This window comes from Pseudomonas sp. Ga0074129, from assembly GCA_001465025.1.
In the GTDB taxonomy this organism is placed as follows: Bacteria; Pseudomonadota; Gammaproteobacteria; order Pseudomonadales; family Pseudomonadaceae; genus Aquipseudomonas.
In genome coordinates this window covers 97,569-111,944 of record LNDO01000057.1, presented here as the reverse complement: position 1 = coordinate 111,944, position 14,376 = coordinate 97,569, and the positions used below count along the sequence as shown (strand labels likewise).

Genomic DNA, 14,376 nt, shown 5'->3' with positions numbered 1-14,376 from the left:
TGTAGCCCGCGCGCAGATGGGTCAGACGCCTTTGTTTTTCAGGCGGTTGGCATGCTGGCGATACAGCGTGACCGGGTCCGTCCAACCGCGAATGCCGAACAGATGGTTGATCGCATCGACATGGTTAAGGTTGTAGCTGTCACCGATGACCTGCCCCAGGTAGGTGGAGCACACACCCACCAAGCCATCGTTTTTCTCGCTGCCAAAGGCCAAGCCGGTGATGGCGAGGAAGGGATCAACCGCATCCAAAATGTTGGTGTAGGAGGTGTTGCCCGTCCAGGAGAAATAACGGATGGAGTGACCGCGCACGTTATGCACTTCAGTGGATTTGGCGCAGTAACTGCTGGTGTTCACACCCCAGGGGTGACGGCTGTTCAGCGCGCTGGTGCCCGCCGTGGTCAAGGTACTCAACGCAGCCAGACCATTTTGCGGGTTGTTGCTGCCAGAAAGCAGGTTGATCAGCGAACCCAAGGCATTGGCCAGGCCATTGGCACCGCCTTCAATCGCGCCATTAGGCGGAATCGCACCGCGCAGCACGTCAGCGACTTTCGAGCCTTTGTTGACGCCATTGACCGAGGTCACCGACGCCACCAGATCAGGGCGCAACGAGGCCGCCACGCGCGAGGTGGGAGAGCCTTGGCTGTGACCGATCAGATTGACCTTGCCACCATTGGCGCCGGCCCACGGCACGATCTGCTGGGCCAATGCCGCGCCGCGCTGCTCGCTGTCGTTAAGCGCCGACACGCTAGCAACGAAGACCTTTGCGCCATCGCGCTCAAGGTTCCAGGGAATGGTGTGGAAGTAGTTGATCAAACCGCCGATGGTGTCGAAGCCGGTCACACCGTGCACGAGCACAATCGGGTATTTGGTCTGGGTGTAGCTGGCTTGGGCTTGAACCGCGCCGAACAGGGCGACGGTGGCCAGGGCAGTAGCGATAACGCGACGCATGGGTGCCTCCTTATTTTTATTGTTGGCACGCCGGGAGACTGCGTCCGGCGCACCAACAACTCTAAGGAGCAGTTTTGGCGTGGGCTATCACCTAAATGGGTGAGGCATTAACGCTGAGAAGCAATGGCCTGCTGCACAGCAGCCAGCAGAGCAGGGTCATCCGGTGCAGTGCTGCTGGGGAAGCTGGCCACCACCTGCCCTTGCGCATCGACCACATACTTGGAGAAGTTCCAGCCCGGGGCCTGGCTTTGCGCCGCCAGCTCTTTGAACAGTGGCAACGCATCAGGGCCGGTCACCTTCTGGGTTTCACTCATGCTGAAGGTGACGCCGTAGTTGACATAGCAGACCTTGGCGGTTTCTTCGCTGCTGTCAGCCTCCTGACGAAAATCATCGGAAGGCACACCCAGCACTTCCAAGCCTTGGCCTTTATAACGTTGATACAACGCTTCCAGACCTTTGAACTGGGGGGTAAAGCCACAGAAACTGGCAGTGTTGACCACCACAAGGGCTTTGCCGGCAAAACGCTCGCACAGATCAATGCGTTCCTGGCTGCGCAGCTTTTGTACATCACCCTGCAACATCGGCGGGCACTCAGCCGCCTGAGCAGTGCCCATCCATGCACTGACCAGCAGCACAGCCAACCCATAAAAACGTCGCATCAGCATCCCCTTACCCCTGGCCGTTTTAATCAACACACACCCAAACCCAACTGCAAAAAGGCCAAGCCACCTTGCGACCAGCCCCACCAGGCCAACCCAAGAGTAAGCATGCTGACCATCGCCAATGCCGTGCTCCAAGCGTAATCACTGATCATCTACCAAGCTCCGCATTTTGCAGACGGGCCACCGGTTGCTCACGCACCGGCCAATTAAGTGCGGCGGCCAGCAAGCTGAGCAGCACGGCAATCTGCCAGACCAGATCATAACTGCCGGTGCGGTCATACACATAACCGCCCATCCAGCCGCCGAGAAAGGCCCCTAGCTGGTGAAACAGAAAGACAATACCGCCCAGCATCGAAAGGTTGCGCACACCAAACAGGGTGGCCACCGTGCCGTTGGTCAGAGGCACGGTCGACAACCACAGCAAGCCCATGGCAACGCCAAAGGCATAGGCGCTCCACACGGTGAGCGGCAGGGAAATAAACGCGACGATGATCACTGCCCGCGCCAAGTAAAGGGCTGTTAACAGGCGCGGCTTGGAGATTCGCCCACCCAAAATGCCGGCGATGTAAGTACCAAAGATATTGAACAGTCCGACCAGCGCCAGCACCGTGGTGCCCACCAACGCTGGTAAATGCTGATCCACCAGATACGCCGGCAGGTGCACACCAATAAACACCACCTGAAAGCCGCAGACAAAAAAGCCCAGCGCCAGCAGCCAGAACCCGGAGTGAGCAAAGGCCTCACGCAGGGCTTCGCGCAGCGTCTGCTCCTGCCCGCTGCTGGGCAGCGGCGTGTCTTTAAGCAGGCTGGCCAGCGGCACGATCAACGCCACCAACAGCCCCAGCGCCATCAACGCGGCCGACCAGCCCAACCAACTGATCAAGCCTAATGAGCCTGGCAGCATAACGAACTGGCCGAAAGACCCCGCCGCTGCCGCAACGCCCATGGCCATGCTGCGTTTTTCCGGCGGCACGGCGCGCCCTACGGCACCGAGAATCACCGAGAACGAGGTGCCGGACAGGCCCATGCCGATCAGCACCCCGGCGCTTAGCGACAAGCTCAGTGGCGAATCCGCCAGGCCCATCAACAGCAGGCCGACGACATAAAGTACACCGCCGACCATTACCATGCGTTTGGCCCCAAAGCGATCAGCCAGCGCGCCGGTAAAGGGTTGGGTCAGCCCCCAGATCAGGTTTTGCAAGGCGATGGCAAACGCGAAGACCTCACGGCCCCAGCCAAACTCGTTGCTCATGGGCGGTAGAAACAGGCCGAAGCCATGCCGAATACCCAGCGACAACGCCAAAATCAGCGAAGCGCCCAATAAAATCAGCGCGCTGTTGCGCCCGATGGTTCTCATGGCAAGTCCTTAAAGGAAGAACAGGCAGCGTGCGCGCCGCCGGTAGATGAAGCAAGGCGACCAAGGGCTAATCAAACACCATCGCGTCTGCGCGGGCTCGTTGATGAAAATACCGCAGCAGCTTCGGCTGATAGCGTGCAAACATTTCGGCAGGCCAACGCTGCTTATACAGCGCCATCAGTGCCTGTTCGTCGGCTGCTTGCGCACGGATGGCCTGATCTAGCCGTGCCGCCATGCGCGCGCCCCAAGGCGACAGAGGGCAGTAAATTCCAATGGTCACCAACTCAGCATTCTCGCGCAGCGGCACACTGATCAGCAGCTCGCTTTCGTTGCTCTTTTGCATGGCCGCATCGCTGATCATCGGGTATTCGAACGCGTAATCAAGACGCTGACGACTGACCATCAGCAGCAAGTTCTCCCCTCCCAGACTGCCACCCAGTTCAAGCAAACGACCTTCAGCCAAGGCCTGTTGCAGACGCTGGCGAATAGGCTCGGGGTAAATACGACTCTTCGACAGCGCACCGCGTAAATACGGATTAGCAAACAGCCAATCGAGGCTGACGTGGCCATCTTCAATCAACAACTGATCCAGGGTTTGCCGGCGAACGAGCACATGCAACGGCATACCGGGCGCATAGGGGATGAAATAACCGACCTGGTCACGCTCCGGGCTTTGCAACTGGCCAATGCTGCAGACCTCATCCTTGTTGCGCAAACGCTGCTCCAAACGCAGGGTAGGCAACACTTCGTAGCGCATGGTCACATCGGGCAGATGCGCAGCCAACAACTGCACGCCCTCATACATCCAGCCATCGACAACTTTGCCAGCGCGTACATTGAATGCACCGGGAATGGGTACAACCCCCCAGAGCAAATCTTCAGCGTGCACCGCTTGCGCGGAAGGCATCAGCCAAAACAGCAAGGCCAGAAGATAAGGCGATCTACACCCAAGCACGGTACGGCGCACTCCTGGTTAGGCAAAGAACTACATTGTGCTCGTCGCTCATACGCCGAGGGCCGTCACTTCATCACAAGACACATGCCAAGACCAGCAACACCCAACACTCCACCAGTTCCAGCAGGGCCCCGGCAGTGTCGCCCGTGGTCCCGCCCAAGCGCCGCAGCATTAACCGGCGAAGGTAAATAAACACAGCGCCCGCCACCACTAACGCCAGCACAGCGGGTAGGCCAAACAGCAGCATGGCCAATGCATGGACAGCCAGTACCCAAGGTAATTGATCGCGCGGCAGATACTCTGCCAGCACCTGCCCTAAGCCACCGGAGCGTACATAAGGTGTCGTAAGAAACAGCAAGGGCAGTAAGCCACGGGCCAGCCAGGGCACCAGTATCAGCAGCCAGGCCGATTGATGCTCCAGCAGCGCCACCAGCGCGGTGAATTTGAGCAGCAACACCAGCACCAACACCACCACCGCAATCGGGCCGCTACGCGGGTCCTTCATGATGTCGAGGGTGCGCTGTTTATCGGCAAAACCACCGACCCAGGCATCAGCACTGTCCGCCAGGCCGTCCAGGTGCAAACCGCCGCTGATACCCACCCAGAGTGCCAGCAACAGCGCAGCCTGTAACAACAAGGGTGTGGTCGCCAAAAAATACTGGGCGATAAACAACCCAACACCGATCAACAACCCCACCAGCGGATAGAACAGCAGCGAGCGGCCGATTTGCTCAGGGCTCGGCATGCCGGACAACTGCACCGGCAGGCGCGTGAGAAACTGCAAAGCGATCCACCACGGGGTCATGTGCGCTCCCATAAACGTCCGTGTTCATCCAGGGCCAACTTAAAACGCTCGGCATGACCAACCGCCACTTGCAGCAGGTCATTACGCGGCAGACCACGCGCCCGCGCCAGCAATAAACGCATGACGCCGCCATGGGTCACCAGCAGCACCTGTTCGCCCGCATGGCTGGCCTGCACCTGCTCCACCGCTGCCAGCACGCGCGCTTCAAAGTCACTCAGGGGTTCACCCTGCGGCGGGGTAAAGGCATAGGGCTCATTCCAGAACTGGCCCAGCTCAGCGGCGGCGGTTTGCATTAAATCCGCCGTGCTGCAGCCCTCCCACGCGCCAAAGTGCAACTCCTGCAAGCGCGGTTCAAGACGCAGCGGTATGCCCTGCTGCGCAGCCAGCTCTTGGGCAAAGTGCGCACAACGCTGCAGCGGTGAACTGATGATGCGATCCCAGCGCGTGCCATCGGCCACCGCTGCGCGCAATTGCGCCCAACCGGTGTCGGTCAGGGCATCATCCAGGCTGCCGCGCAGACCGCCGCCCAATTCGGTTTCCCCATGGCGCAGCAATTCCAGATACACCGTCATGCCGAGACCTCTGCCACTGCGGCCTCGGCAAAGGTGGCCATGTCGTTGTGCAGGCTGCAGGCCAACTGCAGCAGCGGCACGGCCAGCGCTGCGCCACTGCCCTCGCCCAGGCGCAAACCCAAGTCCAGCAACGGCTGCGCCTGCAAGGCTTGCAGCACATGTTGATGGCCGGGTTCTGCACCGCAATGGGCAAACAGCAGCCACTCGCGGCACGCCGGATTAACACGCACCGCGATTAACGCGGCCACACTGCAGATAAAACCATCCACCAGGGCCACACAGCCCTGCTGCGCACAAGCCAGGTAAGCGCCCACCAATGCAGCGATCTCAAAGCCGCCCAAAGCGCGCAAGGCGTCTAGCGGCTCGTCGAGTACAGGACGGTGCAAGGCCAAACCGGCCTCAATAACCTCCGCTTTGCGTGCCACGCCCTGAACATTTAAACCTGTGCCTGGCCCGACCAGTTCACTGGCCGGACGCTGAAGCAACCAACAAGCCAGCGCAGTAGCCGCCGTGGTGTTGCCAATGCCCATCTCGCCGCCGATAAACAGCTCGCAGCCACTCAATTGCGCGCGCTGCAGGCTGTTGCGCCCGGCCTGCAGGGCATGCCCAAGCTGCGTATCGTTCATCGCCGGGCCGTGCAGAAAGTTCTGCGTGCCTGCGCCCAGCTGCAACCGCATCACGCCCGGCAAGGCTTCTGCCGGCGAGACAGTACCGAGGTCGATTACTTCAAGGCGCGCGCTCAGCTGCTTGGCCAGCACGCTGATAGCAGCGCCACCGTTAACAAAATTGCGCAGCATTTGCCCGGTGACCGCCTGCGGGAATGCGGAAATCCCTTCGGCGACGATGCCGTGATCGCCGGCAAAAATGCTGATGGCCACCTGCTCAAGACGCGGACGCTCACGCCCCTGCAACGCCGCCAGTTGAATGACCACATCCTCCAACTGGCCCAGCGAGCCGGCAGGTTTGGTCAACTGTTGCTGACGCGCGATAGCTTTGCTGCGCGCCACATAATCGAGTGGCTGGCAGGGTGCCTGCCACCAGTTAAGGCTCATACTGCATCCCCCTTGAGCACCATGGGTAAACCCGCCATACAGAACACCACACGCTGACAACGCTCGGCCAGGGCCTGATGTAACCAGCCGGCCTCATCGACAAACCGCCGGCTCAACTCGCCCATGGGCACCACGCCTAAACCGGTTTCATTGCTGACCAGCAGAATCCGCCCCGGCAAGCCGCTTAGACAATCCAGCAGCGCATCGCGTTCGGCGCTCAGGCGAGCCGGGTTGTCCAGCATTAGTAGATTGGTCAGCCACAGGGTCAGGCAATCAACCAGCAGGCATTTATCCGCGCGGGCTTGCTCGCCCAGCACGCGGGCCAATGCAAGCGGCTCTTCCACCAGTCCCCAATGCGCCGGCCGCCGATCCTGATGATGACGAATACGCGCGCTCATCTCACCATCCAGCGCCTGACTGGTGGCGATATAGGTCACAGCCAGCGCCGACTCAATGGCCAGGCGCTCAGCCAGTCGGCTTTTGCCGGAACGGGCACCGCCAAGAATCAGTTCATGCATGGTTCACCTTTGTTCGAATAAAGCATCACGGACTGTGGGAGGGGCTTTAGCCGCGAATGTGCTGGGCTAACTGTCGCGGCTAAAGCCCCTCCCACACATGCGCATCACAGGCCTTAAACAGATGCAGCTTTGTAGCCCGGATGCAATCCGGGTGAGGTCTTATGGCCACCCGTTGCCGCAGATTTCATCCGGGCTACAGATTACAAAGTTCACGTAATGTCTTCGTATCCAGATGCGCCTCTACAAGATCGGCCAGGCGCTCGATATCACGTTCACGCAGGGCGTGGTAATCCACCGCCTGCACATCACCTAAGCCCGCCCAGCGCAACAAAGCGCTGCAGGCCTCGGGGGTTTCAAACAAGCCGTGTAGATAGGTGCCCAGCACCTGACCGTCTGCGCTCAGCCCACCATCGGTGCGGCCATCGTCGAGTCGCACGGCCACATTCAAACCTAGACCCGTGCTGACTCCAGCATGAATCTCATAACCGCTGATCGGGGCATTTTCCAGGCACAGTTGGCCGCGCACAGTGCGCAATTGCTTCTGCGGCTCCAGCACCGTGCCAAAATCCAGCAGGCCCAACCCCGGGCTTGATCCGGCCGTGCCTTCCAACCCGTACGGGTCATCGATCTGCATGCCGAGCATTTGCAGCCCGCCACAGATACCCAGCAACTTGCCGCCATAGCGCAGGTGCCGGTTGATGGCGGCTGGCCAGCCGTGCTCGCGCAAAAAGGCCAGATCACTGCGCACACTTTTTGAACCGGGCAGGATGATCAGATCCGCCGTGGGGATCGGCTGACCGGGGCCGACAAACGTCAGTTCGACCTGCGGGTGCAAGCGCAACGGGTCGAAGTCGGTGTGGTTGCTGATGCGCGGCAACACCGGCACCACCACCTTGATCACCTCGGCGGCCTTGGCGCTCTGACGCGTGTCGATGGCGTCTTCGGCTTCCAGATGGAAATCCATCAAATACGGCAGCACGCCCAAAACCGGTTTGCCCGTGCGCTGCTCCAGCCAGTCCAGCCCCGGTTGCAACAACGCGATGTCGCCGCGAAAACGGTTGATGACAAAGCCTTTGACCCGCGCCTGCTCGCTCTCCGAGAGCAGCGCCAGGGTGCCGACCAAATGGGCAAACACCCCGCCCTTGTCGATATCGGCAATCAGAATCACCGGGCAATCCACCGCTTCGGCAAAGCCCATATTGGCGATGTCACCGGCGCGCAGGTTGATCTCGGCAGGCGATCCCGCCCCTTCAACCATCACCACCGGGTAAGCGGCGCTCAGGCGCTGATGCGACTGCAACACGGCCTGCATCGCTACCTTTTTGTAATCGTGATAGGCCACGGCATCCATGCTGCTCAGGGCGCGACCGTGGATGATCACCTGCGCACCGATGTCGCTGTTGGGCTTGAGCAGCACCGGGTTCATGTCGGTGTGGGGCGCTAGCCCGGCGGCCTGCGCCTGCACCGCTTGGGCGCGGCCGATTTCACCGCCATCGACAGTTACGGCGCTGTTGAGCGCCATGTTTTGCGGTTTGAACGGCACCACACTGACGCCCTGACGCTTGAGCCAACGGCACATCGCCGTCACCAAGGTGCTTTTACCGGCATCGGAGGTGGTGCCCTGCACCATCAAGGTACTCATGTGCGTGTCTGCACAAAGGCAGCAAGTGCCTGCTGCAAGCGCTGCCAGCCGGCATCATCGCCCGGCAGGCCGAAACGCACGCTGAGCGGCGTGTCAAACAAACGGGTCAGGATGCCGCGCAGTGCCAAAAATTCGTGCAGTGCTGTGGCGTCATTCACGCAGCAAAACTGGAACAGCGCACAACCGCCGGTGGGGCTTAAACCCTGCGCGGTCAGCAATTGCGCCAAACGCTGTGCATCCGCCTGCAGGCGCTGACGTTGCCGTGCGTGGCCGCTCATGTCCTGCAATAAGGCCGTGGCCACTGCGCGACTGGGCCCGCTGATCGGCCACGGCCCCAGCAACTCCGCTAAGGACGCCAACAACTCGGCCTGCGCCAAGACAAACCCCACACGCAGACCGGCCAAGCCGAAAAACTTGCCGAACGAGCGCAGCACCACCAGCCCCGGTAGTTCGCTGAAGGCCGCCAGGCTCTGCTCCGGCGTGCAGTCAATAAAGGCTTCATCCACCACCAGCCAGCCGCCCCGCTCGGCCAGCCGCCGGTACCACTGCAGCAACCGCGCCGGTTCAATCAGCCGGCCCGTGGGGTTATTCGGGTTGACCAGCAGCAATACATCAACACGTTCCAGCGCCCGCTCGATGGCCCCTTCGCTGATTTCCAAGAGTTTGTGCCCTTCACGCTGCCAGGCGGCCGCATGCTCGGCATAGGCCGGGGACACGATGCCGACCGTCACATTGCGCAGTAAGCGCGGCAGCGCCTGAATGGCCGCCTGCGAGCCGGCCACGGGCAGCAAATTGGCGACGCCGTAGTAATCACGCGCGGCAATTTCCAGCCCATCCTGTTGCTCGGGCAGGCGCGTCCAGGCGCTGTCAGGAATCGCGGGCAGCGGCCAGCCATAGGGCGCGATGCCCGTGGACAGGTCCAGCCAGTCGGCCAGCGCAATGCCATACCGCGAAGACGCTGCCCGCAGGCGACCGCCGTGATCAAGCATAAAAAAGCCCCCAGACGACCAACAACACCAGCCACAGCAGCACACCGCCGTTGACCAGATTAAGCGCCCGTTCAATGTCCCGCGCTTGCGGCGCTGGCCCTGCACCCAACGTAGGGCGCTGGTGCAATTCACCGTGATACTGCGCCGCACCGCCCAAACTCACCGCCAAAGCCCCGGCGCCGGCGGCCATCACCGGCCCGGCATTGGGGCTGTCCCACTGGGGCGCTTGCGTGCGCCAGCAGCGCAGGGCCAGCGCCGTGCGACCGAGCAACGCGTAAGTCAGCGCCACCAGCCGGGCGGGCAGGTAATTAAGCAGGTCATCGATCTTGGCCGCGGCCCAACCGAAGCGCTCGAAACGTGCATTGCGATAGCCCCACATGGCGTCCAGTGTGTTACTCAGGCGATACAGCACCACGCCCGGCGCACCGGCGACGACAAACCAGAACAGCGCAGCGAACACTGCATCACTGCCATTTTCCAGCACCGACTCGGTGCCCGCGCGAGCCACGCCGGTGGCATCCAGCGCGGCCGTGTTGCGGCTGACCATATAGCCCACCCGCTCACGGGCCAGAGGCAAATCGCCCAGGCGCAGCGCCTGCGCCACCGGCCAGGCGTGTTCGCCCAAACTGCGCAGCCCCAGCGCCACATACAGCGCCAGCACCTCCACCGCCCAACCGACACTGCTCAAGCTGAGCAACCACGCCAGCACGGTTAACGGCAACACCGCCAAGCACCAGGCCGTAACGCCATGGCTACGCCAGCCGCGCCCCGCTGCATTGAACCGCTGTTCGATGCGCTCGGCCATACGACCAAACGCCACCAGCGGGTGCCAGCCTTTGGATTCGCCCAACAGGGCATCCAACGCCACGCCGGCCAGGGTGCTGAGCACCACACTCATGGAGTGGCCTCAACGCAGCGACGAATCAGCGCCTGCAATTGCTGCAGACCTTCTCTCAAGGCGGACGGACCGGGCTGCAGAATGTCGGGGGATTTAATCTCGTGCAGCTGGCCAGTGCGTACCGCCGTCACCGCGTCCCAACCTAAGCGGGCCGCCACCTGCTCGGGGCGAAAACGCTTGCCGCACCAGGAACCGATGATCAACTCCGGGTCGCGCTGCACCACCTCTAGCGGGTTGGCGATGATGCGATCACGGGCACGTTTATGCGCCGCCAACTCAGCAAAACAATCGTCGCCGCCGGCCAGTGTGATCAGCTCGCTGACCCAGCCGATGCCGCTGATCAGCGGCTCGTTCCATTCTTCGAAATACACCCGTGGGCGGCGCGGCAGCTGGGCGGCCTGCTGCGCGACCTGATCTAAACCGGCTTGCAGCTGCGCCACCAGCTGTTCGGCCTGCGCGCTGGCATGCACCAACGCGCCAAGGGTTTCGATCATGCGCAGGATGCCGGCCACATCACGCTGGTTGAACAGGTGTACCTCAAGCCCCTCGCGCGCCAGTTCGGCGGCCATGTCGGCTTGCAGGTCGCAGTAGCCCAGCACCAGATCGGGCTTAACCGCGAGGATTTTATCCAGCCGGGCCGTGGTGAAACCGCTGACCTTGGGCTTTTCCTTGCGCGCCTGCGCTGGCCGCACGGTAAAGCCGGAGATCCCCACAATGCGCCGCTGCTCACCGAGCAGGTACAGCGTTTCACAGGTTTCCGTCGACAGGCAGACGATGCGCTGCGGCCCTTTGTGCGCCGCACTCACAGCGGCACCTCGGCCCAGCTGTTTTCATACAGCAACTCGCTCAGCGGCCGGGGAGTGGCCCAGCCTTCCTGCACCAACATGGGTTCGGCATAAAACGCGTTGACCGGCCCCAGACACAGAATCGCCAGCGGCTTGCTACCAGGCGGCATATGCAGCAACTGCGCAAGCGCCTGTGGCTCAAACAACGACACCCAGCCCAGCCCCAAGCCTTCAGCGCGTGAGGCCAGCCACAAATTTTGGATGGCGCACGACACCGAGGCCAAATCCATTTCCGGCAAGGTACGGCGGCCAAAAATATGCGGCTCGCGCTGATCCATCAGCGCCACCACCAGCAATTCAGCGCACTCGCGAATGCCTTCCACCTTCAGCCGCATAAAGTCATCGCTGCGCTCGCCCAGTGCCTCCGCTGTGCGCACCCGCTCAGCCTCCACCTGCGCATAAATCGCTTCGCGCAGAGACGTTTGCGTAATGCGGATAAACCGCCAGGGCTGCATCAAACCGACACTGGGCGCTTGATGGGCCGCGTGTAGCAAACGGGCCAGCAGCTCAGGCGCAACCTCACCGCCGCTGAAGTGACGCATGTCGCGCCGTTCGGCAATGGCGCGGTACACGGCGGCACGTTCGGCGGGACTGAAGGCGTGATCGGTCATGGCAACAACAACTCAGCGGCGGCCTGGGGATTGGACGGCAGGTAGAAGTGAATGTAAGAAGCGGTCAAACGACCGACACGATACACCGCCTCGGCCGTGCGCCGGTAATTCGGGCATTCACCGCACGCCAGCGGTTGCAGGTCACAGTCGAGTAGCGAGTGGTGATAGGTGTGACCACGCAGGCGACCTTCGGGCAACTCGACTTCCTGTAGGGCCAGGGCTACCAGGCGCGACTGCATGGTTGCGCGCCCCGGCAACAGGCCGAGCAACTCGGCCGATTCGCCCTGCAAATCGGTCAGTGACTGCAACAGGTAGAGCATGCCACCGCACTCGGCCAACAGCGGTTTTCCGGCTTTATGGTGTGCGGCAATGGCCGCTTGCATCGCCTTATTAGCCGCCAAGGCAGCCAAGTGCAATTCCGGGTAGCCGCCGGGCAAGTAGAGGCTGTCGACCTCGGGCAACTGCTGATCATGCAGCGGCGAGAAGAACAGCACCTGCGCCCCAAGCTGACGCAACAGGTCTAAGTTGGCCTGGTAGAGAAAGGCAAAACTGCTGTCGCGGGCCACGCCGATGCGCACGCCTTTGAGCAAGGGTGGCAGGGCTGTGGGCGTCGGCGCGGCAAAGCTCACCGGCTCGGGCAAGCGTTCGCCAGCACTGGCCAACAGCGCATCGGCAGCAGCGTCCAAACGCGCATCCAGATCGCTCAACTCGTCGGCCTGCACCAAGCCCAGATGACGGCTGGGCAATTCCACTGCCGCGCTGCGCGGCAGTGCGCCGTACCAGTGAATGCCGGGCGTGAGGCTGTCACGCAGCATTTCGCCGTGCCGTTCGCTGCCCACGCGATTGGCCAAGACGCCAGAGAACGGCAGGTTGTCCTGATAATGCGCCAGACCAAAGGCCAACGCGCCGAAGGTTTGCGCCATGGCGCTGCCATCGATCACCGCCATGATCGGCACCGCAAAACGCCGCGCCAGATCGGCCGCCGACGGGGTGCCGTCAAACAGCCCCATCACCCCTTCGATAAGAATCAGGTCGGTCTCGCCCGCCGCCTCCCACAATAAGCGGCGGCTTTCTTCTTCGCCGACCATCCACAAATCGAGTTGGTACACCGGCTCACCGCTGGCCCGCGCAAGAATCATCGGGTCGAGGAAATCCGGGCCGCACTTGAACACCCGCACCCGTCGACCGGCACGCCGATGCAAACGCGCCAGGGCCGCCGTGACCGTGGTTTTGCCCTGACCCGAAGCTGGAGCTGCAATCAACAATGCCGGACACTGCCGGTCGGCCGCACGGCTCATCAGAACTCCACTCCCTTTTGCGCTTTTACGCCGGCCTTGAACGCGTGCTTGATCAGGCTCATGTCGGTGACGGTGTCCGCCGCCTCGATCATCCCCGGCAGCGCGCCACGCCCGGTGACCACCACGTGCTGCAACAACGGACGCGCTTCGATGTCGGCCAGCACCTGCTCCAGTTCGAGGTAGCCATATTTGAGGGCGATGTTCAGCTCATCCAACACCACCAAGGCAATGCTTGGATCACTCAGCAATTGCACCGCCACCGCCCAGGCTTCGCGTGCCTTGTCGATGTCGCGCTGGCGATCCTGGGTTTCCCAGGTGAAGCCCTCGCCCATCACGTGGTAGCTGACTTCCTCGGGAAAACGGCGAAAGAACACCTCTTCACCGGTACTGGCCGCGCCTTTGATGAACTGCACCACGCCCACCTTATAGCCGTGACCAAGGGCGCGGGCGACCATGCCAAAGGCGCTGCTGCTTTTGCCTTTGCCATTGCCGGTGTGCACCAGCAGCAGGCCGTATTCGTCCTGTGCCTCGGCGATCTTTTCATCGATCAGGGCTTTTTTACGCTGCATGCGCGCACGGTGACGCTCATCGCGCTCAATGGACTCACTCATCATTGGATCTCCATGGCGCGACGTGGCCCTTTCAGCGCCAGTGCCGCGATGTAAAACGCACTGGCCATGCCAACATACAGCGTCATGGACGCCAGAAAGCGCGGGTAGTACTCAGCAATGCGCGGCAACCAGCCGGCCAGCGTGGGCTCTGGATAGCGCCCCGAGAAGAAGTAGAAACCACCGCCCGAGAGCAGGTTGCAAACAAACGCGCTGCTGATCACCAGCACCGCCAGCAACAATAAACTGTGCAAGCCATCGCTGTGCCAGCGGGCATACATACGGCCGCCCAGCCACAGGCTGGCGTAGGCCGGCACAAGCATCCAGTAGGCCGGCGACAGGCACCAATCACTGACAGTACCGCTGCTCATCATGGAAAAATCCAGGGCACTGGCCAGCGCAAACAACCCGGCAAAGACCCAGAGTGGGCGTAGCAACACACCCGCCAGAAAGAACACCGCCCAACTGGCGCTGGGCAGGTTGAGGCTGGCGAAGTGATTACCGCGGGTGATGGCCAGTAGCAGCGCCAACGCGATACCAATCAGGACCTGAGTTCGGGTGGAAAGCACGGGCATGGAGCGGCTCCTGCAGCAGTGGCCACCCGGCATGGGTGGCC

Annotated in this window: 17 protein-coding genes; all 17 read right to left on the bottom strand. The window is 61.8% G+C overall.

The genetic code is table 11. From position 1 onward, the window contains the following. Positions 1–21: 21 nt before the first annotated feature. Positions 22–948, bottom strand: a complete 927-nt coding sequence (locus AUK77_RS05795) for a triacylglycerol lipase (protein WP_296127114.1) — start codon at positions 946–948, stop codon at positions 22–24. 107 nt (positions 949–1,055) lie between these two features. Next, positions 1,056–1,613 (bottom strand): glutathione peroxidase, encoded by a 558-nt coding sequence (locus AUK77_RS05790; protein WP_296127112.1) that lies wholly within the window; start codon positions 1,611–1,613, stop codon positions 1,056–1,058. Positions 1,614–1,636: 23 nt separating this feature from the next. Continuing rightward, entirely contained in the window at positions 1,637–1,762 is a 126-nt protein-coding gene (locus AUK77_RS05785; RefSeq protein ID WP_296127201.1) for a hypothetical protein, read from the bottom strand. Continuing rightward, positions 1,759–2,967 carry an MFS transporter gene (locus tag AUK77_RS05780; RefSeq protein WP_296127110.1) on the bottom strand — a complete coding sequence of 403 codons (1,209 nt, stop codon included), beginning with the start codon at positions 2,965–2,967 and terminating at the stop codon, positions 1,759–1,761. The genes AUK77_RS05785 and AUK77_RS05780 overlap by 4 nt, the downstream gene beginning before the upstream one ends. A 67-nt stretch (positions 2,968–3,034) precedes the next feature. Further along, complete coding sequence (locus AUK77_RS05775; RefSeq protein ID WP_296127108.1) at positions 3,035–3,922, bottom strand: hypothetical protein; 888 nt, start codon at positions 3,920–3,922, stop codon at positions 3,035–3,037. 73 nt (positions 3,923–3,995) lie between these two features. Then, on the bottom strand, positions 3,996–4,727 hold the full coding sequence (locus AUK77_RS05770; protein WP_296127106.1) for an adenosylcobinamide-GDP ribazoletransferase: 732 nt from the start codon (positions 4,725–4,727) through the stop codon (positions 3,996–3,998). After that, positions 4,724–5,299, bottom strand: coding sequence for an alpha-ribazole phosphatase family protein (gene cobC, locus AUK77_RS05765; RefSeq protein ID WP_296127105.1), 576 nt, complete (start codon positions 5,297–5,299; stop codon positions 4,724–4,726). Before cobC ends, AUK77_RS05770 begins: the two co-directional genes overlap by 4 nt. Further along, complete coding sequence (cobT, locus tag AUK77_RS05760) at positions 5,296–6,351, bottom strand: nicotinate-nucleotide--dimethylbenzimidazole phosphoribosyltransferase (RefSeq protein WP_296127103.1); 1,056 nt, start codon at positions 6,349–6,351, stop codon at positions 5,296–5,298. The genes cobC and cobT overlap by 4 nt, the downstream gene beginning before the upstream one ends. Then, positions 6,348–6,869, bottom strand: a complete 522-nt coding sequence (gene cobU, locus AUK77_RS05755) for a bifunctional adenosylcobinamide kinase/adenosylcobinamide-phosphate guanylyltransferase (protein WP_296127101.1) — start codon at positions 6,867–6,869, stop codon at positions 6,348–6,350. The genes cobT and cobU overlap by 4 nt, the downstream gene beginning before the upstream one ends. A gap of 193 nt (positions 6,870–7,062) precedes the next feature. Further along, positions 7,063–8,511 carry a cobyric acid synthase gene (locus tag AUK77_RS05750; protein WP_296127099.1) on the bottom strand — a complete coding sequence of 483 codons (1,449 nt, stop codon included), beginning with the start codon at positions 8,509–8,511 and terminating at the stop codon, positions 7,063–7,065. Then, positions 8,508–9,500, bottom strand: a complete 993-nt coding sequence (cobD, locus tag AUK77_RS05745; RefSeq protein WP_296127098.1) for a threonine-phosphate decarboxylase CobD — start codon at positions 9,498–9,500, stop codon at positions 8,508–8,510. Before cobD ends, AUK77_RS05750 begins: the two co-directional genes overlap by 4 nt. After that, positions 9,493–10,398, bottom strand: coding sequence for an adenosylcobinamide-phosphate synthase CbiB (gene cbiB / locus AUK77_RS05740; protein ID WP_296127096.1), 906 nt, complete (start codon positions 10,396–10,398; stop codon positions 9,493–9,495). The genes cobD and cbiB overlap by 8 nt, the downstream gene beginning before the upstream one ends. After that, complete coding sequence (locus tag AUK77_RS05735; protein WP_296127094.1) at positions 10,395–11,204, bottom strand: cobalamin-binding protein; 810 nt, start codon at positions 11,202–11,204, stop codon at positions 10,395–10,397. The genes cbiB and AUK77_RS05735 overlap by 4 nt, the downstream gene beginning before the upstream one ends. Continuing rightward, positions 11,201–11,854 (bottom strand): 5,6-dimethylbenzimidazole synthase, encoded by a 654-nt coding sequence (gene bluB / locus AUK77_RS05730; RefSeq protein WP_296127091.1) that lies wholly within the window; start codon positions 11,852–11,854, stop codon positions 11,201–11,203. Before bluB ends, AUK77_RS05735 begins: the two co-directional genes overlap by 4 nt. Then, positions 11,851–13,152, bottom strand: a complete 1,302-nt coding sequence (locus AUK77_RS05725) for a cobyrinate a,c-diamide synthase (RefSeq protein WP_296127089.1) — start codon at positions 13,150–13,152, stop codon at positions 11,851–11,853. The genes bluB and AUK77_RS05725 overlap by 4 nt, the downstream gene beginning before the upstream one ends. Continuing rightward, the gene (gene cobO / locus AUK77_RS05720) at positions 13,152–13,763 is read right to left on the bottom strand and encodes a cob(I)yrinic acid a,c-diamide adenosyltransferase (RefSeq protein WP_296127088.1); all 612 of its coding nucleotides are present in this window, start codon (positions 13,761–13,763) and stop codon (positions 13,152–13,154) included. Before cobO ends, AUK77_RS05725 begins: the two co-directional genes overlap by 1 nt. Continuing rightward, positions 13,763–14,335, bottom strand: coding sequence for a hypothetical protein (locus AUK77_RS05715; RefSeq protein ID WP_296127086.1), 573 nt, complete (start codon positions 14,333–14,335; stop codon positions 13,763–13,765). The genes cobO and AUK77_RS05715 overlap by 1 nt, the downstream gene beginning before the upstream one ends. Between the last annotated feature and the right edge of the window lie 41 nt (positions 14,336–14,376).

Coding starts and splice junctions, on each gene's coding strand:
- cobD (WP_296127098.1), bottom strand. CDS start 9,500: ATGCTTGATCACGGCGGTCGCCTGCGGGCAGCGTCTTCGCGGTATGGC.
- AUK77_RS05770 (WP_296127106.1), bottom strand. CDS start 4,727: ATGACCCCGTGGTGGATCGCTTTGCAGTTTCTCACGCGCCTGCCGGTG.
- AUK77_RS05795 (WP_296127114.1), bottom strand. CDS start 948: ATGCGTCGCGTTATCGCTACTGCCCTGGCCACCGTCGCCCTGTTCGGC.
- AUK77_RS05780 (WP_296127110.1), bottom strand. CDS start 2,967: ATGAGAACCATCGGGCGCAACAGCGCGCTGATTTTATTGGGCGCTTCG.
- cobT (WP_296127103.1), bottom strand. CDS start 6,351: ATGAGCCTTAACTGGTGGCAGGCACCCTGCCAGCCACTCGATTATGTG.
- AUK77_RS05790 (WP_296127112.1), bottom strand. CDS start 1,613: ATGCTGATGCGACGTTTTTATGGGTTGGCTGTGCTGCTGGTCAGTGCA.
- AUK77_RS05785 (WP_296127201.1), bottom strand. CDS start 1,762: ATGATCAGTGATTACGCTTGGAGCACGGCATTGGCGATGGTCAGCATG.
- bluB (WP_296127091.1), bottom strand. CDS start 11,854: ATGACCGATCACGCCTTCAGTCCCGCCGAACGTGCCGCCGTGTACCGC.
- cbiB (WP_296127096.1), bottom strand. CDS start 10,398: ATGAGTGTGGTGCTCAGCACCCTGGCCGGCGTGGCGTTGGATGCCCTG.
- AUK77_RS05750 (WP_296127099.1), bottom strand. CDS start 8,511: ATGAGTACCTTGATGGTGCAGGGCACCACCTCCGATGCCGGTAAAAGC.
- cobO (WP_296127088.1), bottom strand. CDS start 13,763: ATGAGTGAGTCCATTGAGCGCGATGAGCGTCACCGTGCGCGCATGCAG.
- AUK77_RS05715 (WP_296127086.1), bottom strand. CDS start 14,335: ATGCCCGTGCTTTCCACCCGAACTCAGGTCCTGATTGGTATCGCGTTG.
- AUK77_RS05725 (WP_296127089.1), bottom strand. CDS start 13,152: ATGAGCCGTGCGGCCGACCGGCAGTGTCCGGCATTGTTGATTGCAGCT.
- cobC (WP_296127105.1), bottom strand. CDS start 5,299: ATGACGGTGTATCTGGAATTGCTGCGCCATGGGGAAACCGAATTGGGC.
- cobU (WP_296127101.1), bottom strand. CDS start 6,869: ATGCATGAACTGATTCTTGGCGGTGCCCGTTCCGGCAAAAGCCGACTG.